Annotated in this window: 25 protein-coding genes; 5 read left to right on the forward strand and 20 right to left on the reverse strand. The window is 69.4% G+C overall.

The window, feature by feature from the left end; translation table 11 throughout:
- Positions 1 to 118: 118 nt before the first annotated feature.
- The 3 genes from E3T33_RS05195 to E3T33_RS05205 are packed head-to-tail and all read right to left on the reverse strand — an operon-like array spanning position 119 to position 2113.
- On the reverse strand, positions 119 to 454 hold the full coding sequence (locus tag E3T33_RS05195; RefSeq protein ID WP_092321558.1) for a peptidase: 336 nt from the start codon (positions 452 to 454) through the stop codon (positions 119 to 121).
- Positions 451 to 1647: an inorganic phosphate transporter gene (locus E3T33_RS05200; protein ID WP_174775352.1), complete on the reverse strand. Its 1197-nt coding sequence runs from the start codon at positions 1645 to 1647 to the stop codon at positions 451 to 453. Before E3T33_RS05200 ends, E3T33_RS05195 begins: the two co-directional genes overlap by 4 nt.
- The gene (locus E3T33_RS05205; protein ID WP_092321560.1) at positions 1640 to 2113 is read right to left on the reverse strand and encodes an 8-oxo-dGTP diphosphatase; all 474 of its coding nucleotides are present in this window, start codon (positions 2111 to 2113) and stop codon (positions 1640 to 1642) included. Before E3T33_RS05205 ends, E3T33_RS05200 begins: the two co-directional genes overlap by 8 nt.
- A gap of 55 nt (positions 2114 to 2168) precedes the next feature.
- Here E3T33_RS05205 and E3T33_RS05210 point away from each other — a divergent pair, with 55 nt between their 5' ends.
- On the forward strand, positions 2169 to 2423 hold the full coding sequence (locus E3T33_RS05210; protein ID WP_092321561.1) for a mycoredoxin: 255 nt from the start codon (positions 2169 to 2171) through the stop codon (positions 2421 to 2423).
- Positions 2424 to 2529: 106 nt separating this feature from the next.
- On the opposite strand, the gene E3T33_RS05215 is transcribed toward E3T33_RS05210, so the two are convergent.
- The 10 genes from E3T33_RS05215 to E3T33_RS05260 all read right to left on the reverse strand — a co-directional run bounded on the left by E3T33_RS05215 (position 2530) and on the right by E3T33_RS05260 (position 15790).
- The gene (locus E3T33_RS05215; protein ID WP_092321562.1) at positions 2530 to 3558 is read right to left on the reverse strand and encodes a 6-phosphofructokinase; all 1029 of its coding nucleotides are present in this window, start codon (positions 3556 to 3558) and stop codon (positions 2530 to 2532) included.
- Positions 3559 to 3652: 94 nt separating this feature from the next.
- Complete coding sequence (locus tag E3T33_RS05220) at positions 3653 to 5836, reverse strand: DEAD/DEAH box helicase (RefSeq protein ID WP_134574907.1); 2184 nt, start codon at positions 5834 to 5836, stop codon at positions 3653 to 3655.
- A 217-nt stretch (positions 5837 to 6053) separates the two neighbouring features.
- Entirely contained in the window at positions 6054 to 7916 is a 1863-nt protein-coding gene (locus E3T33_RS05225) for a DUF2207 domain-containing protein (protein WP_134574908.1), read from the reverse strand.
- Positions 7917 to 7935: 19 nt separating this feature from the next.
- Complete coding sequence (locus tag E3T33_RS05230) at positions 7936 to 8496, reverse strand: GDSL-type esterase/lipase family protein (protein WP_092321565.1); 561 nt, start codon at positions 8494 to 8496, stop codon at positions 7936 to 7938.
- Positions 8497 to 8565: 69 nt separating this feature from the next.
- Entirely contained in the window at positions 8566 to 9447 is an 882-nt protein-coding gene (locus E3T33_RS05235) for a glycerophosphodiester phosphodiesterase family protein (protein WP_166784406.1), read from the reverse strand.
- A 110-nt stretch (positions 9448 to 9557) separates the two neighbouring features.
- The gene (locus E3T33_RS05240) at positions 9558 to 11072 is read right to left on the reverse strand and encodes an SDR family oxidoreductase (protein ID WP_134574910.1); all 1515 of its coding nucleotides are present in this window, start codon (positions 11070 to 11072) and stop codon (positions 9558 to 9560) included.
- A 306-nt stretch (positions 11073 to 11378) separates the two neighbouring features.
- Positions 11379 to 12242, reverse strand: a complete 864-nt coding sequence (locus tag E3T33_RS05245) for an aldehyde dehydrogenase family protein (RefSeq protein WP_092321569.1) — start codon at positions 12240 to 12242, stop codon at positions 11379 to 11381.
- On the reverse strand, positions 12239 to 13789 hold the full coding sequence (locus tag E3T33_RS05250) for an aldehyde dehydrogenase family protein (protein WP_134574911.1): 1551 nt from the start codon (positions 13787 to 13789) through the stop codon (positions 12239 to 12241). Before E3T33_RS05250 ends, E3T33_RS05245 begins: the two co-directional genes overlap by 4 nt.
- An 8-nt stretch (positions 13790 to 13797) precedes the next feature.
- Positions 13798 to 14814: a deoxyribose-phosphate aldolase gene (gene deoC, locus E3T33_RS05255; protein ID WP_092321572.1), complete on the reverse strand. Its 1017-nt coding sequence runs from the start codon at positions 14812 to 14814 to the stop codon at positions 13798 to 13800.
- 25 nt (positions 14815 to 14839) lie between these two features.
- Positions 14840 to 15790 carry a sugar-binding domain-containing protein gene (locus E3T33_RS05260; protein WP_134574912.1) on the reverse strand — a complete coding sequence of 317 codons (951 nt, stop codon included), beginning with the start codon at positions 15788 to 15790 and terminating at the stop codon, positions 14840 to 14842.
- A gap of 123 nt (positions 15791 to 15913) precedes the next feature.
- Here E3T33_RS05260 and E3T33_RS05265 point away from each other — a divergent pair, with 123 nt between their 5' ends.
- Positions 15914 to 16861: an ROK family protein gene (locus tag E3T33_RS05265; protein ID WP_134574913.1), complete on the forward strand. Its 948-nt coding sequence runs from the start codon at positions 15914 to 15916 to the stop codon at positions 16859 to 16861.
- Here the strand turns inward: E3T33_RS05265 and E3T33_RS05270 are convergent.
- Positions 16858 to 18090, reverse strand: a complete 1233-nt coding sequence (locus tag E3T33_RS05270; protein ID WP_092321575.1) for an MFS transporter — start codon at positions 18088 to 18090, stop codon at positions 16858 to 16860. The two genes, E3T33_RS05265 and E3T33_RS05270, sit on opposite strands and share 4 nt — an antisense overlap.
- A gap of 62 nt (positions 18091 to 18152) precedes the next feature.
- Between E3T33_RS05270 and E3T33_RS05275 the strand changes: the two genes are divergently transcribed.
- The gene (locus E3T33_RS05275; RefSeq protein ID WP_134574914.1) at positions 18153 to 18848 is read left to right on the forward strand and encodes a maleylpyruvate isomerase family mycothiol-dependent enzyme; all 696 of its coding nucleotides are present in this window, start codon (positions 18153 to 18155) and stop codon (positions 18846 to 18848) included.
- Between the two features lie 73 nt (positions 18849 to 18921).
- Here E3T33_RS05275 and E3T33_RS05280 read toward each other — a convergent pair whose 3' ends face one another.
- The 4 genes from E3T33_RS05280 to truB are packed head-to-tail and all read right to left on the reverse strand — an operon-like array spanning position 18922 to position 21631.
- Positions 18922 to 19851, reverse strand: coding sequence for a bifunctional riboflavin kinase/FAD synthetase (locus tag E3T33_RS05280; protein WP_134476514.1), 930 nt, complete (start codon positions 19849 to 19851; stop codon positions 18922 to 18924).
- Positions 19848 to 20294: a hypothetical protein gene (locus E3T33_RS05285; RefSeq protein WP_134574915.1), complete on the reverse strand. Its 447-nt coding sequence runs from the start codon at positions 20292 to 20294 to the stop codon at positions 19848 to 19850. Before E3T33_RS05285 ends, E3T33_RS05280 begins: the two co-directional genes overlap by 4 nt.
- 21 nt (positions 20295 to 20315) lie before the next feature.
- Entirely contained in the window at positions 20316 to 20684 is a 369-nt protein-coding gene (locus tag E3T33_RS05290) for a hypothetical protein (protein WP_134476512.1), read from the reverse strand.
- Complete coding sequence (gene truB / locus E3T33_RS05295) at positions 20681 to 21631, reverse strand: tRNA pseudouridine(55) synthase TruB (RefSeq protein ID WP_134574916.1); 951 nt, start codon at positions 21629 to 21631, stop codon at positions 20681 to 20683. Before truB ends, E3T33_RS05290 begins: the two co-directional genes overlap by 4 nt.
- A 40-nt stretch (positions 21632 to 21671) precedes the next feature.
- Between truB and E3T33_RS05300 the strand changes: the two genes are divergently transcribed.
- Both E3T33_RS05300 and E3T33_RS05305 read left to right on the forward strand, forming a co-directional pair.
- Complete coding sequence (locus E3T33_RS05300) at positions 21672 to 22676, forward strand: ketopantoate reductase family protein (RefSeq protein ID WP_092321584.1); 1005 nt, start codon at positions 21672 to 21674, stop codon at positions 22674 to 22676.
- Positions 22677 to 22850: 174 nt separating this feature from the next.
- Positions 22851 to 23738: an A/G-specific adenine glycosylase gene (locus E3T33_RS05305; protein ID WP_241977265.1), complete on the forward strand. Its 888-nt coding sequence runs from the start codon at positions 22851 to 22853 to the stop codon at positions 23736 to 23738.
- Between the two features lie 106 nt (positions 23739 to 23844).
- Here the strand turns inward: E3T33_RS05305 and rbfA are convergent, their stop codons facing one another.
- Complete coding sequence (rbfA, locus tag E3T33_RS05310; RefSeq protein ID WP_134574917.1) at positions 23845 to 24360, reverse strand: 30S ribosome-binding factor RbfA; 516 nt, start codon at positions 24358 to 24360, stop codon at positions 23845 to 23847.
- A gap of 107 nt (positions 24361 to 24467) precedes the next feature.
- On the reverse strand, positions 24468 to 26497 hold a 2030-nt coding region (infB, locus tag E3T33_RS05315), incomplete at its 5' end, for a translation initiation factor IF-2 (RefSeq protein WP_134574918.1).

Here is a 26497-nt window from a genome sequence, read left to right on the forward strand (position 1 = left end):
CCATCAGCGCCGAACTCCGACGCAAAGCCGACGCGCCCGACGGCCCGACCCGCGAGGAGCACTGAGGGCTGAGGGCTGAAGGAGCAGGCGGACAACTCAGCTGGAGGGCCTGCGGTAGCTAGCCGCCGTGGAGCGCCGGGACGATCAGGTAGACGCCGAACAGCACCGCACCGACACAGAGCGCGAAACAGGCGTATGCGCCGACCAGGGCGAGCTTCTTCTGATCGTCGGTGAGCGGGTTCGCGGCGAGGGCCTTGCGCGTGCGCTTGGCCTCCTTGGCCGCCCGCTTCGGGGTCAGCACGGTGATCGCCCCGGTGAACTCGGCGGGGCCCACCACCGGGCTGCGGCCCGCGCTGGTCATCAGGCGCAGGCCGAGCGAGTACAGGGTCACGATCAGGGCGGATGAGATGAGCGAGGCGCCGGCGACAACGACAAACGCGAGCCAGTCGATCACAGGGCCACCTTCTTTCGGTCCCGGCGAGCCGGCTTCCGCGGGGTCTTGGTGATCCTCACCACGTGACCGGCGTCGTCGATGTCGTGGAGCAGATGGTGGTGTGTCACCCGGCTGCTGCGCGACCACCAGTAGATGCCGGCGACGACGATCGAACCGATGATCACGTCGAGCACGATCCCGACCGGGCCGAGGAGGGCCAGACCGGCGGCGAACGCGCCCATGATGCCGGCGGCAGGCAGGGTGAGCACCCAGCCGAGCGCTATGTGGCCCGCCATCCCCCAGCGCACGGTCGAGCCACGGCGTCCGAGGCCGGACCCGATCACGGAGCCGGAGGCAACCTGGGTGGTCGACAGGGCGAACCCGAGGTGGCTGGAGGCGAGGATGGTGGCGGCGGTGCTGGTCTCCGCGGCGAAGCCCTGGGCCGGCTTGACGTCGGTGAGGCCGCGTCCCATGGTCTGGATGATGCGCCAGCCGCCCGTGTAGGTTCCGATCGCGATCGCGAGCGCACACGACGCGATGACCCAGAACTCCGGTCCGGTCCCGACGGTCTGGTATCCGCTGGCGATCAGGGTCAGGGTGATCACACCCATGGTCTTCTGCGCGTCGTTGGTGCCGTGCGCGAGGGCGACGAGCGACGACGAGAAGACCTGCGCGTAACGGAAGCCGCCGCGGCCGTCGGGCCGGCCCACCTCCCGGCGGGTGACGGCGTAGGCGAGCCGGGTCGCGATGAAGGCCACAACCCCCACGATGATCGGGGCGATGATCGCCGGCAGGATGACCTTGGCCATCACGACGTCGTAGTCGACCGCCTGGAATCCGACGCCGATGACGGTGGCTCCGATCAGTCCGCCGAAGAGCGCATGGCTCGAGCTGGACGGCAGGCCGCGCAGCCAGGTGATCAGGTTCCAGACGATGGCCCCGATCAGGCCGGCGAAGATGAGCTCCGGGGTGATCAGGATGCCGTCCTCACCCTCCTTGATCATGCCGCCGGAAATCGTCCTGGCGACCTCTGTGGACAGGAACGCGCCGATCAGGTTGAGTACGGCCGCGACCATGACGGCGACTTTGGGCTTCATCGCGCCGGTGGCGATCGGGGTCGCCATCGCGTTCGCCGTGTCGTGGAAGCCGTTGGTGAAGTCGAAGATGAGCGCCAGGGCGATCACCAGCACAACGATGAGGGTCAATTCAGGCACGAGCCACAACCGTCTCCAGGTCTTCGCCAAACGTGAATGTTGCGCGCACCGGAGTCCCGGCGAGCACTCCCGGCAGCCAGTGCCGGGCGTCATCCCACATCTCGTCGACGGGCAGGGTCGCCACGTCGAACCATTCGGGGTTGAGCTCGTCGGACTCCCGCGGGGTGCCGGTCCATTCCGTGCAGACGAACACGTTCGATTCCTGGCTCCACGATTCCCGGTGCGGGAACAGGTAGGTCAGCACGCCGAGCGGAACGAGGGCCGCGGTCGTCACGACCAGGCCGGATTCCTCCTCGACCTCGCGGACGGCGGCATCCAGAGCCGATTCGCCCGGCTCGAGTTTGCCGCCCAGACCGACGATGTTGCCGATGCCGAGGCCCTTCTTCTTGCGCCCGAGCAGCACCTGCTGCGTACCGTCCGGAGAGCGTCGTGTCAGATAGCACACGCACACCTGGGGCAAGTTCATGGAGCCAATCGTAGTGGCGGGCAAGCTCCCAGCGGCGCCCGGTTAGGCTTCGGGGATGGACTTTGTGCCCGCCTCCGGAATGATCACCATGTTTACGACGACCTGGTGCGGCTACTGCTCGCGCCTGAAGTCGCAACTCGACCGGGCCGGGATCGGCTACACCGAGGTCAACGTCGAGCAAGTCGACGGCACGTCCGAGCTGGTGATGAGCCTCAATGGGGGCAACCGCACGGTGCCGACGGTGCTCTTCCCCGACGGTTCCGCCGCGACGAACCCCTCGCTAGCCCACATCCAAACCAAACTCGCCTGACACCCCCCCCTCTCCCCTTCCCGCGAAACCGCAGTTGTGCGCGCTAAACGGCGGTCATAACGCGCACAAGTGCGGTTTCGCGGCATGAGGGTTGGTCGGGCAGGGGTCAGCCGAAGAGGACTGCGGCCTCGTCGTAGCGCGCGTCGGGAACGGTCTTCAGGCCGATGGTCGCGTCCGCGATGCTGACGATCTCGATGTCCGTGCCCTTGAGCGAGACCATCGAGCCCCACTGGCCGGCGTAGATCGCGTCGACGGCCGCGAGGCCGAGGCGGGTGGCGAGCACCCGGTCGTAGGCCGACGGGGCGCCGCCGCGCTGGGTGTGGCCGAGCACGGTGGCCCTCGACTCCACTCCGGTGCGTTCCTCGATCATCGGGGCGATGATTTCCCCGATGCCGCCGAGACGCGGGCGGTTGAAGGCGTCCAGGCCCTTGGTCGAGTGCGCCTCCTCCATCCCGGCGAGCAGGAAGCCCTCGGAGACGACGATCAGGGGCGCTCGGCCGCGGTCGCGGACGTGCTCCACCCACCCGCAGATCTGCTCGATGGTCTTGGGCTGTTCGGGGATGAGGATCGCGTGCGCGCCCCCGGCCATGCCCGAGTGCAGGGCGATCCACCCGACGTGGCGTCCCATGACCTCGACGACCATGCAGCGGCCATGCGACTCCGCGGTGGTGCGGAGACGGTCGATGGCCTCGGTGGCGATCTCCACGGCCGTGTCGAAGCCGAACGAGTAGTCCGTGGCGGCCAGGTCGTTGTCGATGGTCTTGGGCACGCCCACAATCTTCAGCCCGGCATCCGTCAGGCGGCGCGCCGCGGTGAGGGTTCCCTCGCCGCCGATCGCGATGACCGCATCGATGCCTTCGGCGTCGAGCATCCTCTGGATGTTCTCCGGCCCGCCGTTCTCGCCCTCGAACGGGTTCGTTCGTGAGCTGCCGAGGATCGTCCCGCCCTGGCGGGAGAGGCCCCGCACGCTGTGCCGGTCGAGTTTCATGAACTCGCCCTCGACGAGGCCGCGCCAGCCGTTGCGGATGCCGACGAACTCGGCATCGTGCACGCGCACGCCCTTGAGCACCGCACCGCGGATCACCGCATTCAAGCCCGGGCAGTCACCACCGCTGGTGAGGATACCGATCTTCATTGGGCCGCTCCTTCATGCACACGAATTCATGTCGGCGCCAGTCACCGCCTACATATCATGCTGCCTCCGGGCGACCGGATTCAAATCAGGAACCCTATATTTCGCCGTCGAGCGCCTGACCGAGCAGATAGATGAGCGCGCTGGCCTGCACGGAGTCGGCCGAGGAGATCTCCTCCTCCGAGCCGTCGAGCGCCCGGGCGGCGAGGCCCTGCTTGCTCCCGATGAGCTCGGCGATGCGGGCGTCGATGGTGTGCGCGGCGATGATCCGCCACGCGGTGACGGGCTCGTCCTGGCCGATGCGGTGCACCCGGTCGATCGCCTGGGTCTGCTCGGCGGCGGTCCAACTGAGTTCGGCCAGGACCACGTTCGACGCGGCCTGCAGGTTGACGCCGACGCCGGCCGCGGTGAGCGAACAGACCGCGACCGCGACATCCGGGTCATTGTTGAACGCGTCGATGGCGGCCTGGCGTGCCACCGCGGTCTGGTCTCCGCGCAGGGACACCGTGCGGAGGTCGCGCTTGGCGAAGATCTTCTCCGCGGCATCCATCACGTCGATGTGCTTGGCGAAGAAGACGACCTTGCCGACGGAGTGCGCCAGCTGGGCGGCGTAGTCCGCCGCCAGGCCGGCCTTCGCCTGGCCGATCTTGCGTACCATGGTGAAGACGTTCTCGCCGGTCGTCTGGCCCTTGGACTCTTCGAGTTCGGCGTTGGCGACGGCCCGGATGTAGGCGGTGCGTTGTTCGTCGTCGAGGTCCGCCGGCGCCGTCCCCGGGTGCCTGGCCGCCACGAGTGCGTTGTACCGGGTAACGAGGCGTGCGGCCAGTTCCCGCTCGGCCTGGCGGATGGAGCGTCCCAGGTCGTCATCGAGCTCGACCGGGAGGTCGGCGATGCGCTTGGCCGGCAGGTCGGCTGCGACATCCACCTTGCGCCGTCGCACGATGCCCATGTCGATGACGGCCTTGCGGGCCTCGGCGTAGAAGCCGAAATCGGCCGGTGTCAGGCCGATTTCTTCGAGCTTCGCCATCAGGGCCGGTGCCGGCTTGTCTCCGTCGATCCAGCCGAGGAACTGCCAGATCGCCCGGAAGTCGTCGACGTCGTTGATCAGCGGCGTGCCGGTGAGGGCCATCAGCAGCGGGTTGCCGCCGGGCGTGCGCCGCCGGATCTGCTCGGCCAGTGCCAGCACGTGCTTGGACCGCTGCGACTGCAGGTTCTTGATGAAGTGCGCCTCGTCAACGACCATGCCCTTGAAACCGAGGGTGCCGAGCCAGGTACGGTGCCGGTCGAGCACGTCGTAGTTGACGATGACGACGTCGGCGAAGGCGTCCAGGGTGTCGCCGTCACCGTGGATGACGGTGGCCCGGCGGTGCGGGGTCCACAGCTCGACCTCGCGAGCCCAGTTCATCTTGACGACGTTCGGCACGACGGCCAGCAGCGGGTAGGCGCCGGCGACGGATGCGGCCAGCAGGCTCTGCGCGGTCTTGCCGAGGCCCGGCTCGTCGGCGAGCAGGTAGCTGCGGTGGCCGAGGCGCGCGCTTTCGATGAACCTGGCCTGGTGGTGCATGAGTTCCATGCCCCGCGGGGACAGCCGGTCGAGCCGGGGCGCCTCGGGCAGCGCCATGGTGGCAGCCTGTCCGCCGGAGCCGTACTCGAACGATTTGAACAGCGGGCCGAGCAGTTCCCAGTTGGCCAGCCGGCGAACGGTAACGACGGGGCGCGCCTGCGCCGCGCTGAAATCGGGGGCGAGAAAGGGATTCGCAAGCTGCCTGGCCTTGACCGACTTCGGAACGACCTGGTTCTGCGGCAGTTCCGGTTTGGCCTCCGCCTCGCGGGTGATGATGAGTTCGTCGGGGCTCAGCTCGGCGCCGGATTCCAGCAGCCAGTCGCGGCGGAAACGCTGGGCGACGGTGGAGACCCCGGCGTCCGGTTCCAGCAGAGTGATCAGGCTGGTGTCCCTGGCGGCCGTCCTGGCCAGAATCTGGGCGATGCCGTCCAGCCGCTTGAGCAGTTCGGCCCGGTTCACGTCGCCGATTTCAGAGTCGCCCTTGACCCTGGCGCGTTCCTCGCGCATCAGCAGCGCGATGACCTGGTACTTGGTGCGGTTGGTGGGGCCCAGCTTGCCGCCGGCCTGCGCCTTCGCCTCCACTTCGCGCACCTTGCGCGCGAGAATCGGGATGATCGGGGCATCGTCGTCGCGGGACCTGGGCCGCTGGCGGCTGCCCCTGCTGGGGGCGCTGCCTCGGCTGGCCGAGCCTGAGGCCTGGTGGCGGGTGTTAGCCATGCTTCTCCACTTCACTTCAGAGCGAGTGCGGAAGCACTCGCTCGTCGTGTCGCGGCATCCGCGGATGCCGGTGCGATCGATGCGCCGAACCCTGAGGCGAGCATCGTGCAACTGCGGTTGTGATGCAGGTGCACGGTCGAGACGGTGACCGGGTCCTTCAGGCGCGCCTTCAGTGTACGCCCACGCGGCGGTGCCCGAGCACCGGCACGCGCGCGGGTCAGACTCCTCCGCCGCCTCCGCCGCCGCCCCCGCCGCCGACCGAACCCCCGCCGCCGGAGCCGGAACTCGACGAGCTGCCCGACCAGCTGGCCGAGGTGGTGCTGGCGAACGAGCTGATACCGGCCGCGAAATAGCCGGCGTTGAATCCGCCTGGTCCGCTGTACCAGCCGGGCTGGGTTCCGCCGGCCTCGTAGTACTCTCCCAGGACCCGCGACCACTGCTTCTCCTGGCCGAACAGCACGGCGAAAGGCAGGAGTCGTTCGTAGAGTTTCAGGACCTGCGGCGTTCCCCCGGCGCCGGCGTCGGTCGGCAGCGCCGCCTGGTCGGGCCGGTACGGCGAGCGCAGGGCGCCCTCCGGGCTCTGCAGCACCCGAAGCCGGTCGGCTTCGGCGAGCGCGATGTACACCTTCACGCCCTTGAGGTAGTCGCGGAGCTCCGCCCCCGCGGCGGTGAGCGGGCGGACGCTGGCCGTCAGGGCGAGGATGCCGCCGGAGAACGCCGCGCCCAGGATGAGGACCAGGATCGGCCAGGCTCCCCCGATCTCGCTGCCGATCGCGACGGCGCTCGCGCCGATGCTCACGATGCCGGAGACCACGGCGAGGGCGATGAGCCAGACGCGCAGGGCCCCGCCTTTCTTCTGCCGCAGACCCGCGGTGAGCATCCGTTTGCGGGATACCCGCAGCTCGCGCTGCAGGGCGAGCGAGAGCTTCGCGTCCCTCGCCTTGAGGTCACGGCGGGTGCCCTGTTGCAGCCCGGGGAAGAGCCTGGCGAGGATGCTGCGCTCGGCCTCGTCGACCTGGTCGGCGTGCTCTAATTCGAGCTGGTAATGCTTCTTGCCCTCCACCTCGAGCACGCGCACGTTACCGCGGACAGCGAAGCTGAGGAATTGGGCGGCCATGGCCTTGGTGGTGGCCCGCGCCACGTCCGCCGCCTCGAGCAGGTTGACGCCCTTCGGTGGCAGGTACTCGGCGATAATCGTCGGCCTCCCCGGCTGGCTGCGCCACCGGCCCAGGCGGGCGATCCCGGCCACGACCATCGCGGCCAGGCCGAGCAGGGCCGCCCCGAGCCCGATGCCGGGGAACGGGCTAGCGGTGAACGAGCCGTCCCTGGGCAGGAAGGTCCCGGCCTGGAAGCCGACCGCCAGGGTCAGGCCCTCCTGCGGCCCGAGGCTGCCGGCACTTACGTCGATCCGCCAACGGTCGCCGTCCGCCTCGCTGGTGAGCGTGGCGCAGGACTCGCCGGAAGCACTGGCGCCCTGGTAGCAGCTGGTGGCCCCGGTGAGCTTCGGGACGAGTTCGGGGGCCACGTGCAGCGTCGCGCTCACCTCTCCGAACGGTTGGGCCCACCCGGAGCCGTTCACCTCCCAGTAGAACTCCTCGTCGTCGGCGTTGCTTGGGAACAGCGTCACGTTGGTTTGGCGATACCTGATCGTGTACGTCTGGGCGCCGTGAACGAAGTCGTCGGCCGCGATCGTGACCATCAGGAACCGGCCGTCGTCGCTCGTTTCGGTCTCGTAGTCGCGCGGCGCACCGGTGCCGTCGGTGACGCTCTCGACCGTCAGGTCGGTCGGATGCCCGTCGTAGTGGGTCGGGATGGCGCGACGGATGCCCCGGTTCTGGTCGGCGTCGGGAAACCTGGCCACGATCGCCTCGGTTGTGGTCAGCGTCGAGCGCCCGTCGGCGGAGAGGCCGAGCCGGAAGTCCGAGTGCCAGGAGTCGAACGTGAAGTCCTCGGTGCCCTGGTGCACCGCGCCGATGACGGAAACCCGCGCTGTGGATGCCGCGGCCGCGCCGCCCATCGACCCGACAACGAGCGCGAGGGCGCCGAACAGCGCCACCAGGAGCAGGGCTACTCGACGCATGCGCCCACCTTACCGACGATCAGGCGTGCTGGATCGGTATGGCCGTTGTGGTCGGGGCGTGCAGGAAGAGCGTCTCGAGCGCCGGGCCGAGTTCGGCGACCCACGCCGCGTAGCCTTCGTCATTGACGTGGAGCCGGTCGTTGGTGAACGCGGCAGACAGTTCGCCGTCGGGCTCGGCCATCGCCGGCCAGAGGTCCAGGTACTGCGCGTGCTGGGTGGGCGCGAATTGGCGGAGGTGGCGGTTGATCGACCGGATGGTGGTCGCGAATTCACGCTCGCGCGGCAGCACGGACTGCACGAGGAGCCGGGTATGCGGGAGGCGCTTGCGGAGGGTCACGAGGATGGTCTCGATGTTGCGGACGACATACTCGTCCGACCGGCGCCAGCCCAGGTCGTTGGTGCCGATCAGCAGCACGACGGCGTCCGGTGCCATGCCGACGACGGAATCCAGCCGGGCAATGGCCTCGTCGGTGGTGTCCCCGCCGACACCGAGATTCTGCACCTCGAACGTCGGAAGCGATTCCTCCCAGCGGCCAGCCGCTGTGAGTCCGTCCCCGAGAAAAACTATCGATCCCGACATGCAGGCCTCCCTCAAACCATCTCCATCATGCCCCCAACGGGGCGGGGTGGCTAGCACTCCCAGCCGATGCTAGGTTGCGGAACCGGCCGCGCGCCCGGTCCCGGGCCCCGTGCCGGCCAGCCACGACTCGAGGTCGCCGGGCGTGTCCGTGATGATCCCGTCGACCCCGTGGTCCCGCACTTCGCTCCACATGTCCCGGGAATTGAGCGTGTAGCAGATCACGCCGAGCCCCGCCTCGTGCAGCAGCCGCACGGCATCCGGCGCATTCTGGACCGCGGCCGCCGTGGTCGCGAGCGCGATGACACCGAACTGGCGGGCCATCGGCACAGGGTCGCCCGGGAGCTCCCGCACCAGCATGATCCGCGGGTAGCGCGCCGCCGCGACTTGGAGATTGGCCAGGGTGTCGAGGCTGAAGCTCTGCAGCACGACCCTCGACCGAACGTCATGGCGGTCGATCAGGGTGGTGACCGTGCGCACCTGCTCCACCGTCCAGCCGAACTTCAGCTCGACCAGCGCCTTCTTGTCCGATTCCGCCACGCGGGCGAGGAACGCGTCGAGGGTGGGGATCCGGGTGCCGGCATAGGACTTGCCGTACCAGGCGCCGGCGTCGAGCCTCGCGAGCTCGGCCGCGGTGTGGTCGGAGACGCTTCCGTGACCGTCGGTCGTTCGGTCCAGTGTGACGTCGTGGAAGAGGACGGGCACGCCGTCGCTGCTCAGTTGCACGTCGGTCTCGACGAACTCGCTGGGTCCGCTGAGCGCCAGGTCGAAGGCGGGCATGGTGTTCTCCGGCGCCGCGGACCCGTCGCCGCGGTGGCCGGCCACGAAGGCGCCTTCACCCGGCGCTCGCAGCGTTCCGAAAACGTCGACGGCCTCGACCCGCTGGGTGAGCGGACCGAGCACGAGCACGAGGACCACGAGGGCCGTCGCCGGGATCGCGAACAGGAGTGACATGCCGCGGACGGACCTCAATACGCTCATTGCAGGGTAGAGCCTCTCTGGCTGCCCGGCGCCACGCTGCGGCGGACAGTCCGGTCACTCTACCGCGACCCGTTATCGTTCCGTTACCTGCGACGCTGCCCCAGCTCGGGGGTGACTTCTCCCGGTCTTGACCCCTCTGCGGCGGCCTCTTCCGTGACACGGTTGGCCATGCCGCGGAAGATGATGCCGTGGAACGGGAGGATCGACCACCAGTACAGCCGGCCGCCGAGCCCTCGGGGAAAGAAGATGGCGCGCTGCCGGTAGAGCGCCCCGCCGTCATCCGTGGGTTCGACGCTCAGCTCCAGCCAGGCGCGGCCGGGCACCCGCATCTCCGCTCGCAGGCGCAGGAAACGGCCGCGGTCGATGCGTTCCACCCGCCAGAAATCGAGCGCGTCGCCAGTGTGCAGGCGGTCCGGATCGCGGCGACCGCGGCGGAGCCCCACTCCGCCGACAACCTTGTCCATCCAGCCTCGGACGGCCCAGGCGAGCGGGAACGAATACCAGCCGTTCTCCCCGCCGATGCCCTCGATCACCCGCCACAGGGCCTCCGGCTTCGCCCGCGTGCGCTTCTGGCGCAGGTCGGTGTACACGAGGTGTCCGGCCCAGTCCGGGTCGCTGGGCAGCGGGTTGCTCGACGCGCCCTCGATCGACGCATTCCGCCAGCTCGTTTCGACCTCGCCGCCCTGCATCCGGCCCAGGGCGAGCCGCACGGCGCGCCGATACCCGGTCAGGTCCCCCTCGGGCCGGGGGATGTACGTGTCGATGTCCCGCTCGTGCACCACGCAGTCGTATTGGAGCGACGCGATGATCGGGATGGCGAGGTTGCGCGGGATGGGCGTGACCAGGTTGACCCACTGGGATGCCAGCCAGGGCGTGAGCACGGGGAGGGCCGCGATCGGGCGCTGCCGGAGACCGGCCTCCAGCGCGTAGCCGTTCATCATCTGGCCGTACCGGAGCACATCGGGGCCGCCGATGTCGAAGGTGCGGTTGACGTCGGCCGGGAGACCGGCGGCGGCCACGAGGTAGTAGAGCACGTCACGCACGGCGATCGGCTGGATGCGGTTGCGCACCCATTTGGGCGCCGGCATGTAGGGCAGCACGTCGGTGAGGTGGCGGATCATTTCGAATGACGTCGAGCCGGATCCGATCACCACGCCGGCTTGCAACGCTGCCGTCGGCACGCCCGAGGCCAGCAGGATCCTGCCCACTTCCGCGCGCGACCGGAGGTGCGGGGAGAGCGTGTCGGTATCGGGGTGGAGCCCGCCCAGGTAGACGATCCGGGAGACGCCGGCGGCTGCCGCGGCTGCCGCGACGTTCTCCGCGGCCGTGCGCTCCGTTGCCTCGAAGTCCCCGCGGGCGCCCATGGAATGCACGAGGTAGTACAGCACGTCAACGTCGGCGCAGGCTTCCCGCAACGATCCGGGGTCCGCCAGGTCGCCCCGGACGATCTCGACCTGGCCGGCCCAGGGGACATCCGTCAGCTTCTGCGGCGAACGCACGAGTACGCGCACCGTGAAACCCGCCTCGAGCAGCAGGGGTACCAACCGGCCGCCGATGTAACCCGTTGCTCCGGTGACCAGGACGCGTCGTGAAGTCATGGCGGCAGTCTAGGTGTCGCGCCTGATCCTCCGGTGGTATTTTGTGCGGCATCAGGGCCCGATTGACCGTCACGGTCCCGTGACCGGGCGCCGGGCCACTGTCCCCGAAAGGCAAAGTCCATGGATTTTTGGGCGAGTTTATGGGATTTCGTTGGGTTCTTCTTCTGAACGATGGTGCTCGTCAGCTACCTGTATGTCCTGTTCGCGGTCACAGCGAGCAGGCAGGGCCCTCGGCGGCGCCCAGGCCGGGCGGGTCACCGACTAGGTGCACCCCGCCCCGTGCGGCACCGGGTGGATCGGATCGGGTTAGATCAGGCCCTTCGTGTGCCACACGGTCTTCGTCTCGGTGAACGCGACGATCCGGTCGATCGACGGGGTCGCCGCATCCGGGCCGTTCTCCGGTGGGAGCACGCGTTTGAGCGTCTCGGCGGCCGCGATCTGCAGGTCGACCCAGTCGATGGCTCCGGCCCCGACGAGGTCGAGCGCGTTGACATCCGCGTGACTGGCCAGCCAGGGCGCGATCTCGGCGGGCGAACCGGTCAGGATGTTCACCACCCCGCCGGGCACGTCGCTGGTCGCGAGCACCTCGCTCAGGCTGATCGCCGACAGCGGCATGGTTTCGTTGGCGATGACCACGACGGTGTTTCCGGCCACCAGTGCCGGGGCGACGACGCTGACGAGGCCGAGCAGCGAGCCACCGGCCTGCGGGGCGACGATCGCCACGATACCCGTGGGCTCGGGAACCGAAATGTTGAAGAAGGGTCCGGAAACCGGGTTCGCGTTGCCGGCAACCTGCACGTACTTGTCGGCCCAGCCGGCGTACCAGACCCAGCGGTCGATGGCCTCGTCGACCTGGGCGGATGCCGCCGCGACGCTCACGCCCTCCGTCTGCACGATCTCGTCGACGAACTGCGCGCGACGCCCCTCGAGCAGCTCCGCGATCCGGTACAGCACCTGGCCGCGGTTGTAGGCGGTGGCGCCGGCCCAGCCACCCACTGCCGCCCGGGCCGCCACGACCGCCTCGCGGGCATCCTTACGGGAGGCCTTCGCCGCGTTGGCGAGGAAGTCGCCCTTCTTCGCGAGGATCTCGTACACGCGGCCGGACTCACTGCGCGGGAACTTGCCGCCGATGTAGAGCTTGTAGGTCTTGGGGATGGCGAGGCGGGTCACTTGGCGGCCTTCTTTCGAGCGGAAACGGCGGGGGCTGCGGGGGCTGCGGGAGTGGCGGAGGCGGCAGGAGCGGTGCCCGAACGCGGACGGCTCGGCGCCGGCTTGAGGTACGGCGCCGGCTTGAGGTACGCGGCCAGGCCCGGGCGGCCTCCCTCGCGTCCGTACCCGGATTCCTTGTAGCCGCCGAAGGGACTGGCCGGGTCGAACCGGTTGAAGGTGTTCGCCCAGATGACGCCGGCGCGCAGCTTGTCGGCGACGGCCAGGATGCGGCTGCCCTTGTCGCTCCAGATGCCGGCGGAGAGGCCGTAGGGGGTGTTGTTCGCCTTCGCGATGGCCTCGGCGGGTGTGCGGAAGGTCAGCACCGAGAGCACGGGTCCGAAGATCTCGTCGCGGGCGATGCGGTGGCTGGTCGACACGTTGGTGAAGATCGTCGGCGCGAACCAGAAGCCGTTCTCCGGGATGGCGCAGTCGGCGCTCCAGCGCTCGGCGCCTTCCTGCTCCCCCATGGCGGTGAGCTCGGTGATGCGCCGAAGCTGGTCGGCGCTGTTGATCGCACCGATGTCGGTGTTCTTGTCGAGCGGGTCGCCGAGGCGGAGGGTGGAGATGCGGTCCTTGAGCCGGTCGATGACCTCGTCGTGGATGCTCTCCTGCACCAGGAGCCGGCTGCCGGCGCAGCAGACGTGGCCCTGGTTGAAGAAGATGCCGTTGACGACGCCCTCGATGGCCTGGTCGATCGGCGCGTCGTCGAAGACGATGTTCGCGGCCTTGCCGCCGAGCTCGAGGGTGAGCTTCTTGTCGGTACCCGCGACGGAGCGGGCGATCGCCCGGCCGACCGCGGTCGAGCCGGTGAAGGCGACCTTGTTGACATCCGGGTGGTTGACGAGCGCCTGCCCGGTGTCGCCGGCGCCGGTGATGATGTTGACCACCCCGGGCGGCAGGTCGGCCTGCTGCAGGATCTCGGCAAAGAGCAGGGCGGTCAGCGAGGTCGTCTCGGCGGGCTTCAGCACGACCGTGTTGCCCGCGGCGAGCGCCGGCGCGATCTTCCACGCCAGCATGAGCAGGGGGAAGTTCCACGGGATGACCTGGGCGGCGACGCCGAGCGAGGCCGGGTTCGGGCCGAGCCCGGCGTGATCGAGCTTGTCGGCCCAGCCGGCGTAGTAGAAGAACCAGGCTGCGACGAGGGGAACGTCGACGTCGCGGCTCTCCTTGATCGGCTTGCCGTTGTCGAGGCTCTCGGCCACGGCCAGTTCACGGGCCCGTTCCTGCACGAGTCGGGCGATGCGGAACAGGTACTTTCCGCGGTCGCTGCCGGAGAGGCGGGACCAGGCACCGGTGTAGGCGCGGCGTGCTGCGGCCACGGCGGCGTCGACATCCGCCGCATTGGCGTTGGCGATCATCGCGATCTGCTTCTCGGTGGCCGGGTTGATGGTCTGGAAGGGTGTGCCTCGTCCGGCGACGAATTCGCCGTCGATGAACAGGCCGTAGTCCGAACGGAGGTTCAGGATCGCCTGCGACTCCGGGGCCGGAGCGTAATCAAGGAAGTTCATGGGATGTCCTAATCGATCGTCACGTAGTCGGGGCCGGAGTAGTGCCCGGTCGTCATCTTCTGGCGCTGCAGCAGCACGTCGTTGAGCAGGCTGGACGCGCCGAAGCGGAACAGGTGCGGCTGGAGCCACTCCTCGCCCACGGTCTCGGCGACGGTCACGAGGTACTTGATCGCGTCCTTGGAGGTGCGGATGCCGCCGGCCGGCTTGACGCCGATCTTCTCGCCGGTCAGGCGGTGCCAGTCGCGCACCACCTCGAGCATCGACAGGGTCACCGGGAGGGTTGCCGCGGGCGCCACCTTGCCGGTCGAGGTCTTGATGAAGTCGCCGCCGGCGAGGATGGCGAGCCAGGACGCCCTGCGCACGTTGTCGTAGGTGTTGAGTTCGCCGGTCTCCAGGATCACCTTGAGGTGCGCGTGGCTTCCGTCTTGCCGCCGGCAGGCCTCCTTGACGGCGACGATCTCGTCGAAGACGCGCCCATAGTGGCCGGAGAGGAACGCCCCCCGGTCGATCACCATGTCGATTTCGTCGGCACCGGCCGCGACCGCGTCGGCGGTATCGGCCAGCTTGACGGCGAGCGACGCACGCCCGCTCGGGAAGGCCGTGGCGACGGCGGCGACGGCGATGCCGTTACCGGTGCCTGCCGCGTGGGCGGAGCCGAGGGCCTCGACGGCGTGCGGGACCATGTCGCCGTACACGCAGACCGCGGCCACTCGCGGGCAGTCCGGGTCGCCGGCATCCGGGGTGAGGGCCTTGCCCACGAGGGAACGCACCTTGCCTCGGGTGTCGGCACCCTCGAGGGTGGTGAGGTCGATCAGCCCGATGGTCGTGTCGAGCGCCAACTTCTTCGAGGTGGTCTTGATCGAACGGCTGCCGAGGTCGGCCGCGCGCTGTTCGAGGCCGACGGCGTCGATCCCGGGGATGCCGTGCAGGTAGCGGCGCAGGTTCGCGTCGGTGGCCTCACCGCCCAGCAGAGCCAGGGTGCGGTCGCGGGGGGCCAGGCGTGCGGCCAGTTGACTGCTAGTCATGAGTTGTCCTTGCGGTTGGTGTGTGTCATACGTCGTCGCCGAGCAGGGCCCGGGCGGTGTCTTCGTCGGTGACCAGCACGGTGCAGAGCCCGCTGCCGACGATCGCGCGGGCGACGGCGTGCTTGGCGCCGCCGGAGATCACGGCTATGGCGAGGGTCGCCCGCCGCAGTTGCTCAAGCTGGATGCCGAGCGTGCGTTCGTCGAGCTCGGGGTCGACGATGTCGCCGTTCTTGTCGATGTAGCGGCCGACGATGTCGCCCACAGCCCCCCTACGCACGAGCTCAGCCACCTCGTCCGGGCTCAGGTAGCCGCTGTCGACGAGCGCGGAATGGGCGTCGGCCTGGCCCGCGCTGTAGAGGTATGCGGATGCCCCGGCCGCCTGTTCGAGGACGGCGGCCACGGCGCGGTCCGATTCGATCGCCTGCTTCGTTTCCAGCCGTTCCAGGATGGCCGGACTCGGCAGCAGGGTCGCCGCGCCGAATGCCTTGTGGGCGATGGTGACCGCGGTCGTCGCGGCGGTGCCCGCACGTTTGTTCAGGCTGACGCCGCCGTTGATCTGCACGACGTCGACCCCGGGGGCCCAGCCGTGCTTGAGGTGCAGCGACACGTCGTGGAGGGTGCGGCCCCAGCTGATGCCCAGGGTGCGCGGGATCGGGCGGAGTCCGGTGAGGTAGTCGGCAGCCGCCTGCGCGGTGCGGGACTGGAGTTCCTCGTCGTTGGCCACGCCGACCGACGACACGACGATGGCGTCCGTCAGGCCGGTCGACTCGCGGAGGCGGCGTTCGACGGGAAGCCGCCGGGCGCGCGGATGCACGATCTCGATCCGGATGAATCCGCTCGCCTTCGCCTGGGCGAGGAGCCGGCCGACCTTCCAGCGGGTGAGGCGCAGGATCGATCCGATCTCATCCTGCGTCTTGTTCTCTTCGTAGTAGAGCTCGGCGGCACGAATGGACATCAACTCGTCGGTATTGATCACCCGGGGCACTCTCCATTCGCGTCGTCCCCAGCCTAGGAGTCACGGAGCATCCGAACAACAGCTGTGGGGCATATTGCTCATATGAGCAGGAGGGGCTGCCCGGTCACGCCCTAGGCTCGGACCATGACCTCAAGTACCGGGCCGATCAGAGCCGTTCTCGCCGTGGATCTCGGCGGGACCAAGGTCGAAGCCGTCCTCGTCGATGACCGGGGGAACCTGCTCCCGGGGAGCCGGCACCGCTCCCCCACCGGACCGACCGCCACCAGCGAGGAGCTCGCGCGCAGCGTCACGTCGGCCGTCACCCTGGCGCTGGCCGGCCTGCCGGCCGGGGCGACCCTCGTCGGCGTCGGAATCGGCTCCGCCGGCCCGATCACGGTCGCCTCGGGATCGGTCTCCCCGCTCAACCTCCCGGCCTGGCGCGAGTTCCCGCTGCGCGACCTGGTGCTGGCGCTCGTCCCGGATGTCCCGGTGCGGCTGCGGCTGGACGGCCTCTGCATCACGCTCGCCGAGCACTGGCTCGGCGCCGGCCAGGGCGTCGGCAACCTGATGGGCATGGTCGTCTCCACCGGGGTGGGCGGCGGCCTCATCCTGGACGGCCGGACGGTGTCGGGCCCGACCGGCAATGCCGGCCACATCGGCCACGTCGAGGTCGGCGGGTTCGACGACCCGTGCGCCTGCGGCGGACGCGGTTGCCTCGAGGCGATCGCCTCCGGACCGCGGACCGTCGCCTGGGCCAGGGCCCAGGGCTGGTCCGGCCGAACCGGCGAGGAGCTCGCTGCCGCCCACGCGGCCGGCAACGAGGTCGCGGCGCGCGCCGTACGGCGGAGCGGAGGTGCCATCGGCCAGGCGATCGCCTCGGCCACCAACCTGGTCGACCTGGACCTCGTCGCGATCGGCGGGGGATTCTCGCATGTGGCACCCGAGCTGTTCGACGCCATCCGCGAGGCGATCGCCGAACGCACCGAGTTCGCCTTCGCGACGAAGGTGAGGGTCGTGCATTCCGCCCTGACCGCCGACGGGCCGCTGATCGGCGCCGCTGCGCTCATCCACCGCGCCGAACTGGTCCCCTAGTCCGGAGTGCGGGCCCGGTTCAGGTCGTCCTCGAGCATGTGCGGCCGCGCGATGACCGCGCCGGCGACGGTCACCGCGAGCGCAGTGGCCGTGAGGAAGATCAGCGGCGCCAGCCAGTCGCCGGTCAGCTCGTGCAGCACCCCGACCACCAGCGGGCCGAACGCGCCGAGCGTGTAACCGACTCCCTGCACGAAGCCGCTCATCGCGACGGCGCCCTCGTGCGTGCGGGTACGGAGATTGATCAGCACGAGCGCGAGAGGGAAGAGCAGCTGGCCGAGGCCCGTCGCCGACACCCAGAGCCAGGTCAGCGGCGCGGGCGCGAAGATCAGGCCGAGGTATCCGATCACAAAACAGAACGCGCCGGCGTACACGATCAGGCCGACGTTCTTCATCCGCGCGGTGAGCACGGGGATGATCACCGCGCACGGGATGCCCATGGCCGCGAACAGGGACAGCAGGGTGCCCGCCTCCCCCTCCGTCACAAGCGACCGGTCGACCAGCAGCTGGGGCAGCCAGGCGAACATTGAGTAGGCGTTGAGGGACGAGACGGCGAAGACGGCGGCGATCGCCCAGGCCACGCTCGAGTGCCGAATCCGGCCGAGGAGGGCCGGTTCTGCTTCCTCGACAACAGGGGTCGGCACGCTCCGGGTGCGGTGGCGCACGAGCATCGTGATCCACGGGACGAGGGCGATCAGGGCGAGGACGCTCCACATGGCCAGCGAGACGCGCCAGCCGGCGGCATCCGCCACCGGGACCGCAACGAGCGGGGGCACCAGCGTGCTGAACGAGATCACCGTGACGTACAACGACGTCACCAGGCCGACCCGATCCGGGAAGTACTTCTTCACCAAAGGCGGCAACAGCACGTTGCCGACGCCCAGGCCGGCGAAGGTGACCACGCTGCCCAGCAGCAGCACGGCCAGCGAGCCGGACAGGCCCCGCGCCAGGTGGCCGATCAGCAGGGCGACGAGCGAGAGCGCGAGCACGGTCTCGAGTCCGTGGCGCTTCGTGAACATCGGGGTGAAGATGCCGAACAGGGCGAAACACACCGGCGGCAGCATGCCGACGACACCGATGGCCAGGGCTTCGAGGGGGATGTCGACGTCGATCCGGGTGATGATCGGCGAGAGCGCGGCGACGGCCGTGCGCAGGTTCGCGGCCACGAGCAGGATGCCCAGCAGGGCCAGCGTGCGACCGGCCCACAGGCTTCGGGCTCGGGTTTCGGTCACCGGGCAAGTCTAGGGACCCGGACGCCCTCCCCCGCCCGGTATCCCGCGCCTAGGCTGGACCCATGGCAGACCTCGCGAAGTACCTCCCGCTCAGCCGACGCCCGGCCGGCGACGAGTCCGGCGCGAACTCCAACTGGAGCGGTCACCTCACTGCCACGCTCACAGCGACCGCGGACCTGCTCGACGGGCTCGCGGCCGAGCAGTGGGAGGCGCCGAGCCTCTGCGCGGAATGGCGGGTGAGGGATGTCGCCGGCCACATCGTCTGGCGCCTGGGCAGTTCCAGCCGCGACCTCGTGCGCACCGCGGCCCGCGCCTACCTCGGCCACTTCGTCAATCCGAACCGGGCAATCGACGTGGTGAGTCGGGCGGCGGCAGAGGCGGCGCCGGCGGACCTGGTCGCCCGGATCCGGCAGATTGCGGCGGACAAGGCCGCCGGCCGCGGGCGCTGCGGCATCATCGAACTCACCGAGGCCGTCGTGCACGGCTACGACATCGCCCGCCCGCTCGGGCTCAGCCTGATGCTCGCACCGACCGCTTCCGGCGCCGTCGCCCTCCGGCGGAGCCTGATCGCACCCACCGGGATCAAGGCCGTCCTGCACGGCCGCACCCTTGTGGCCACGGATGCCGACTGGAGCGTCGGCCGCGGCCCGGCCCTCCCCGGCACGGCCGAGGAGATCGTGCTGTTCCTCTTCAATCGAGGCCCCCTCCCCGCCTCTCCCCTTCCCGCCGCCTCTCCCCCTCCCGCGAAACCGCAGTAGTGCGCGCTAAACGTCGCGAATAACGCGCACGACTGCGGTTTCGCGGGGAGTGGGAAGGGGGAAGAGGCGGGGGTCAGACGAGGAGGGCTCGGACGCGGTCCACGTCGTCGCGCATTTGTGCGATCAGCGGCTCGATGCCGGTGAAGGCGACCATGCCGCGGATGCGTTCTTCGAATGCCACCTCCACCACATGGCCGTACAGGTCGATGTCGCGGTCGAGCACGTAGGCCTCGACCTGCTTCTGGGCCACGCCGTCGAAGGTCGGGTTGTTGCCCACCGAAATCGCCGCCGGGTACCGGGTGCCGTCATCCGTCAGCCAGCCCGCGTAGACGCCGTCGGCCGGCACGAGCCCCTCGGAGTCGGGCGACAGGTTCGCGGTGGGGAAGCCCAGCTCGCGGCCGCGGGCGGCACCGTGAACGACGACTCCGCGTACGGAGTGAACGTGCCCGAGCAGCTCGGCGGCGGCCTGCGTTTCGCCCGCCAGGAGCAGCCCGCGAACCACGGAGGAGGAGACCCTGGTGACCTCGTCGGGTTTGACGTCGTCGACCAGCCGCACGTCGAAACCGAAGCGGCGGCCGAGTCGCTGCAGCAGGGTGACGTCGCCCGCGCCTTTGGCACCGAATCGGAAGTCCCGGCCGACCAGGACCTGCCTCACGCGCAGCGCCTTGACGAGGACCTTCTCGATGAACTCCTCGGGCGGCAGCGAGGCGAGGGCCTCGTTGAACTCCAGCACGACCGTGGCGTCGACGCCGGTCTCGGCCAGCAGTTCGAGCTTCTGCCCCGAGCTGAGGAGCGCCTCCGGGCAGGTGGCCGGCGACAAGAGGGCCAGCGGATGCCGGTCGAAGGTCACGACGACGGCAACAAGTCCGTGCGCCCGGGCGACGGTCTTCAACTCGGTCAGCACGGCCCGGTGGCCGACGTGGACGCCGTCGAACTTGCCGATGCTGACCGCCGATGCCGGCCAGTCGGCCGGGATCCTTGCTATCCCGTGGAACGTCTTCATGAGTCGCTCGTCACGGGCTCGACCCCGGCCACGGGGTGGCGGGCCAGCCACCACATCCCGAGGATAGGCAGCGCGAGCGGGATGAACAGGTACCCGCGGCCGAAGACCGACCACACGGTGTCGTGCGGGAAGAGGGCGGGGTCGACGAGGCTGAGGGTGCCGATGACGAGCACGCCGAGCAGCTCGAACGTGATCGTGATCCAGGCCGTGCGGTACCAGCCGCGACCCCGGTTGACGAGCGCGACCGTGGCCACGATGTACACGACCGCGGCAAGCGCGGACAGCGAGTAGGCCAGTGGGGCCTGGTCGTACTTTCCGACGATCTGCACGAAGGAGCGCCCCGTGGCGGCCAGCGCCAGCACCCCGTACACGGCTATCAGGAGTCGGCCGACGCCGGTCACTCGATTCGGTCGGGCAGCTGTCTGGGGCCGTAGTTCAGTCATCGCTAGGCAATTATCGCAGTATCAGGCGGCCTGCACTGTCCAGATCTGCAGCATCCGGTAGAGCATGACCGCGACGGACAGGCACGCCACGCCCAGGATGACCGTGCTCCAGCGGCTGCGCTCGATCAGCGCCCACAGCCCGGCGGCAAGGGGCAGCAGGATGGCGCTGATCAGGTAGACGTAGAACTCGAGCAGGCTTCCGCTCGCGGTGTTGCCGGTGAGCGGGGCGACGACGGCCACGACCAGCTGCGCGAGGAGCAGCACCTCGACCAGGGCGGTCGCCCCCATGGTGAGGTCGGTCGGTTTACGGCCGGCCAGCCCGAGTCCGACGCAGAGAGCGCCGCCGAGCACCGCGACCGCCAGCTGTAGCCAGGCGAACCACTCGATCATGTGACATCCGCCTGATCCGAGGGCGCAGCCTTGTCGGGCGCGGCGTTGTCGGGCGCGGCCTTGTCGGGCGGGAAGTTGATCAGCGATTTCGCCTGGTCGCCGCGGTACTCGACCAGTCCGATCAGACGTCCGTCGGGCGCGATCGCCGCGATCGGGCCCGCCTGGCTGCCCGCCGGGTCGACGGTGATGCGCTTGCCGTGGCCGAGGTCGATCGCCTGCTGTTCGCTGAGGTCGAGGCGGCCGAGCAGCCGCGTTGCCGCGTCGGCGGGACCGATCAGCGCGGACGCGACGTCCAGTTCGTCGAGGGGCTGGGCCGCCTCGAGCCGGAAAGGCCCGATCCGCGTGCGGCGCAGGCTGGTGAGGTGTCCGCCGACGCCGAGCGCGGCGCCGAGGTCGCGGGCGAGGGCACGGATGTAGGTGCCGGAGGAGCAGACGACCCGCACCTCCAGGTCGAGGAATCCGTCCACCGCGGTGCTCGAGAGGAGCTCGAACACGCTGACGGTGACCGGCCTGGCCGGGAGTTCGACGTCTTCGCCGTCCCGCACGCGCGCGTAGGCCCGTTTGCCGTCGACCTTGATCGCGCTCACCGCGCTCGGCTGCTGGCTGATGAAACCGGTGAGAGTGGCGATGCCGGCCTCGACGGCCCCCGGACGGATGGCCGCAACGGTCTCCGCGGGGGCGCGGACGAGCTGCTCGCCCTCGGCGTCATCCGTCGTCGTCGACGCGCCCAGCCGGATCGTGGCCAGGTACTCCTTGTCGAGCCCGACGATGTAGGTGAGCAGGCGGGTGGAGCTGTCGACGCCGAGGATGAGCAGGCCGGTCGCCATCGGGTCGAGCGTCCCGGCGTGGCCGACCTTGCGGGTTCCGGCGAGGCGCCGGGTGCGGGCGACCGCGTCGTGGCTGGTCCAGCCCTGCGGCTTGTCGATGAGGAGGAGGCCGCTGGTCACACGTCGAGGCTACCAGCGCCGCCCCCGTAGGATGTGAGCCGTGAGAATCGCGGTGATCGGAGCGGGCGCCCTCGGCGGCACGTTCGCGACCCTGCTCGCCCGAGCCGGCCACGACGTCACCGTCACCGCGCGCGGCCCCGGCCTGGCTGCGATCCGCGCCGACGGCATCCGGTTGTCCGGCGCGTTCGGCGACGCGGAGGCGAGGCCGCGCGCCCTCGAGCGGCTTGTGGAGACGCCCGAGCTGACCCTGGTCTGCACCAAGGCTCAGGATGCCGCGGCCGCCATCTCGGCAAACGCCGCGTTCATCGACGGGTCGCCGGTGATTGTCGTACAGAACGGCCTGGACGGGGTGAGCACGGCGGAACGGCTGCTCCCCCACTCCGACTGTTTCGGCGCCCTGGTGATCATCGCGGCCAACTACACCGAACCGGGTCGGGTGACGGTGACGACCGCGGCTCCGAGCTACCTCGGCCGCGGGAGCGGCCCGGCCGACGCGCTTGCGCGCGCATGGCAGGCCGTGCTTGCCGAGGCGGTGCCGGTCACTGCCATCGACAATTTCGTGGGCGCCCAGTGGACCAAGCTGATCGTGAACATGCTCAACGCACTGCCGGCCATCACCGGGCTGAGCGTGCAGGCGGTCGTCGACCATGCCGGCCTGCGCCGGGTGATGACGGCGAGCATGCGGGAGGCCGTTCGCGTCGGTCTGAAGCGAGGCGTGCACTTCGGCGCGCTGCAGGGGCTCGGCCATCGGCGGCTGCGGGTATTCTCGCTGCTGCCGCTGTGGCTGGGCCAACTGCTGCCGCGGATGATGCGGGCGCGGATGGGCAACGTGCCGAACCTCGGCTCGACCCAGCAGAGCATCCGCCGCGGCCAGCGCACCGAAATCGACTTCCTCAACGGAGCGATCGTGCGGGAGGCGGGCATCGCCGGCGTCGCCGCGCCGGTGAACGCGCTGCTCACCGCCCTCGTGCACGAGGTCGAGACTCGCGGCGCCTCCCTGACCCCCGCCGACGTCATCGCCCGCGTCGACGCCCTCCCCCTCTAGCCGCCCCCTCCCCGTCCCTCGCCGCCTCCGCCCCCTGACCTCCGTCGTATCCCTCCGCCGAACTGTGAGTTTGGCACCTTCCCTGGGCGTTTAGGGTGCCAAACTCACAGTTCGGCGGGGAGGCGTGGACGGGTTCGGAGACTGACGTCGCGAATCGACCCTAGATTGGGAAGGGTGAACGCCGCCGCCCACACGCCCTCCATCGCCCCGTCGATCACGGCCTGGTTCGACGCCCACGGCAGGGATCTGCCGTGGCGCCGCGAGGGCTTCTCCGCCTGGGGCACCCTGGTCAGCGAATTCATGCTGCAGCAGACCCCGGTCAGTCGCGTCATCCCCCGGCTCGAGGAGTGGCTCGATCGCTGGCCCACGCCAGCCGATCTGGCAGCCGTGCCTCCGGGCGAGGCGGTGCGCGCCTGGGCGACCCTCGGCTACCCGCGGCGCGCACTCTGGCTGCATTCTGCCGCGGTCGAGATCACCGAGCGCCACGGCGGTGAGGTTCCGGACGACGTCGACGCGCTGCTGGCCCTCACCGGGATCGGCGATTACACGGCCAGGGCGGTCGCCGCCTTCGCGTACGGACACCGGCATCCGGTCGTCGACACGAACACGAGGCGGGTCATCGCGCGGGCCGTCGGCGGCCAGGGCGAACCCGCTCCGCCGTCCGGGCGGCGCGACCTCGAAGCCATGTCGGTGCTGCTTCCGGAGAGCCGAGGCGAGGCGGCCGCCTTCAACGCGGCGATCATGGAACTCGGCGCCCTGGTCTGCACCGCCCGGAAGCCCGGCTGCGACGTATGCCCGATTCGGAATGCGTGCGCCTGGCGGGCGGCGGGCTACCCGGAAAGCACCGGGCCTCGCAAGCCCGTGCAGAAGAAATTCGCGGGAAGCGACCGGCAGGTGCGCGGGCTGATCATGGCCGAGCTGCGGGCGACGCGGCATCCGGTGACGGATGCCGAGATCGACGGACTCTGGCCCGACCGGGCCCAGCGCGGGCGCGCCCTGGTCGGCCTCCTGGCCGACGGACTCGCCGTCCGGGCGCCGGGCGGCTACACCCTGCCGCACTAACGGCGGATCGGTCGCGCCTGAGGGGTCGCAAATCGACCTTCAACCGGCCAACGAAGGTCGATCTGCGACCCCTCGGTGTGTCGATCAGTGAGTGGCGGCCGACGGATTAGTCGGCGGCGTGCGCCCCGCGGGACACGGGCTCGTCTGCGTCGTCGTCGTCATCGGCGTCCTCATCGTCGGCGTCGTCGTCGTCGGCTTCTTCCAGATCGCGAGACTTGTACGGGTCTGCGTCGCCGGCATACTGGGCCGTGCGGGCAAGCTGCTCCACCTCGGTGTCGCGGTCGCGCGCCTCACGCAGGAGGTCGTCGATCAGCGCGGCATTCTCCGGGATGGCGTCGGCGATGAATTCGAGGGACGGCGTGAGCCTGGCGGTGATGTTCTTGCCCACCTCGCTGCGCAGCATGCCCGTGGCGGCCTTGAGCGCCGCGGCGCTGTCCGTGCGCTCCTCTTCGTTGCCGTAGACCGTGTAGAAGACCGAGGCGTGCTGCAGGTCGCCGGTCACCTTGACGTCCGTGATGGTCACAAAACCAAGTCTCGGATCGCGGAGGCCGCGTTCGAGACGCTTGGCCACGATGACCTTGATGCGGTCCGCCATCTTCCTGGCGCGTGCCGGATCTGCCATGACTAACTCCCTTTTCCCAAAACTCTGACGCTCTTAAGCTTTCCAGGGGTCCCCGCTCGCTTCCCTTTTTAGGGGGAGGATCGCGGAGACCCCTGAAGCAACGGGTATTAGACCCGCGGCTTTTCCTTCATTTCGATCGTCTCGATCTCGTCGCCGACCTGGATGTCGTTGAACTTGCCGAGGCCGATACCGCACTCGAAGTCCGTCCGGACCTCGGTGACGTCGTCCTTGAAGCGACGCAGCGACTCGATGCCCAGGTTGTCCCCCACCACGACGCCCTCGCGGATGACGCGAGCCTTGGCGTTTCGGGTGATGGTTCCGGAGCGAACGATGACACCGGCGACGTTTCCGAACTTGGAGGAACGGAACACCTCGCGGATCTCGGCGACACCACTCTGCACCTCTTCGAACTCGGGCTTGAGCATTCCCTTGAGGGAGCTCTCAATGTCCTCGAGCGCGTTGTAGATGACGGAGTAGAAGCGCACGTCCACGCCTTCACGGGCGGCGCGCTCGCGCGCCTTCGTGTCGGGGCGAACGTTGAACCCGATGATGATGGCGTTGTCGACGGTGGCGAGGTTGACGTCGCTCTCCGTGACGGCACCGACACCGCGGTGGATGATCCGAAGCTGCACCGACTCGTCGACCTCGATCTTGAGGAGCGACTCTTCCAGTGCTTCAACGGCACCGGACACGTCACCCTTGATGATGAGGTTGAGCGACTCGACCTTGCCCTCTTCGAGTGCACGGGTGAAGTCTTCGAGGCTGATCCGCTTGCGGGCCTTGGCCAGCAGGGCGTTGCGCTCGGCGGCTTCACGCTTCTCGGCGATCTGGCGCGCGGTGCGGTCGTCATCGATGACCAGGAAGGTGTCGCCGGCGCGCGGGACGCTCGACAGACCCTGCACCTGGACGGCACGGGACGGGGTTGCGGCCAGGACCGGCACACCGTTCTCGTCGGCCATTGCGCGGACGCGGCCATAAGCCGTTCCGGCGACGATCGAGTCTCCGACGTGCAGCGTTCCCGACTGGATGAGCACGGTTGCAACCGCACCGCGACCCTTGTCGAGCTTGGCCTCGATGGCCACGCCGCGAGCATCCTTGTCGGGCTTGGCGCGCATGTCGAGCCCGGCGTCCGCGGTGAGCAGGACGGCGTCGAGGACTTCCTGGATGCCGACCTTGTTCTTCGCCGACACGTCGACGAACATGACGTCTCCACCGTATTCTTCGGCGACGAGGCCGAACTCGGTCAGCTGCTGACGCACCTTCTGCGGGTTGGCGCCGGGCTTGTCGATCTTGTTCACCGCGACCACGATCGGCACGTTGGCTGCCTGCGCGTGGTTGAGTGCCTCAATCGTCTGCGGCATGATGCCGTCATCGGCTGCCACCACGAGGATGGCGATGTCGGTGACCTGCGCACCACGAGCACGCATGGCGGTGAACGCCTCGTGGCCCGGGGTGTCAATGAAGGTGATGGCGCGTTCGATGCCCTCGTGCTCGGTGACGACCTGGTAGGCACCGATGTGCTGGGTGATACCGCCGGCTTCGCCCGCGGCAACCTTGGCGTTACGGATGGCGTCCAGGAGCGCGGTCTTACCGTGGTCGACGTGACCCATGACGGTGACAACGGGGGGACGTGCGACGAGTTCCTCATCGGTCTCCTCCGCCAGTTCCTCATCGATGTCGATGTCGAAGCCGAGAAGCAGTTCGCGGTCCTCGTCGTCGGGCGAGACCATCTGGATCTTGTAGCCCAGCTCTTCGCCGAGCACGTCGAACGTGGCCTCGTCGAGGGACTCGGTCGCCGTGGCCATCTCACCGAGGTGGAAGAGCACGGTGACGAGGTTTCCAGGGCTCGCGTCGATCTTGTCGGCGAAGTCGGTGATCGAGGCACCGCGACGCAGGCGAACAACGGTTCCGCCATCGCCGCGGGGTACGCTCACGCCACCCAGCGACGGGGCCTCGCGCAGTTCGAATTCCTGCCTCTTCGTGCGCTTCGACTTGCGGGCACGGCTCTTGCCGCCACCGCGGCCGAATGCACCGGCGGTTCCTCCACCAGGTCCGCGACCGCGGCCACCCGCGCCGCCACCGCCGGCGGGGCGGGGCGGGCCGAAGCCGGGAGCTCCGGCCGGGGCGCCACCGGGGC

This window comes from Cryobacterium sp. TMT1-2-1, from assembly GCF_004403955.1.
Taxonomy (GTDB): Bacteria; Actinomycetota; Actinomycetes; order Actinomycetales; family Microbacteriaceae; genus Cryobacterium; species Cryobacterium psychrotolerans.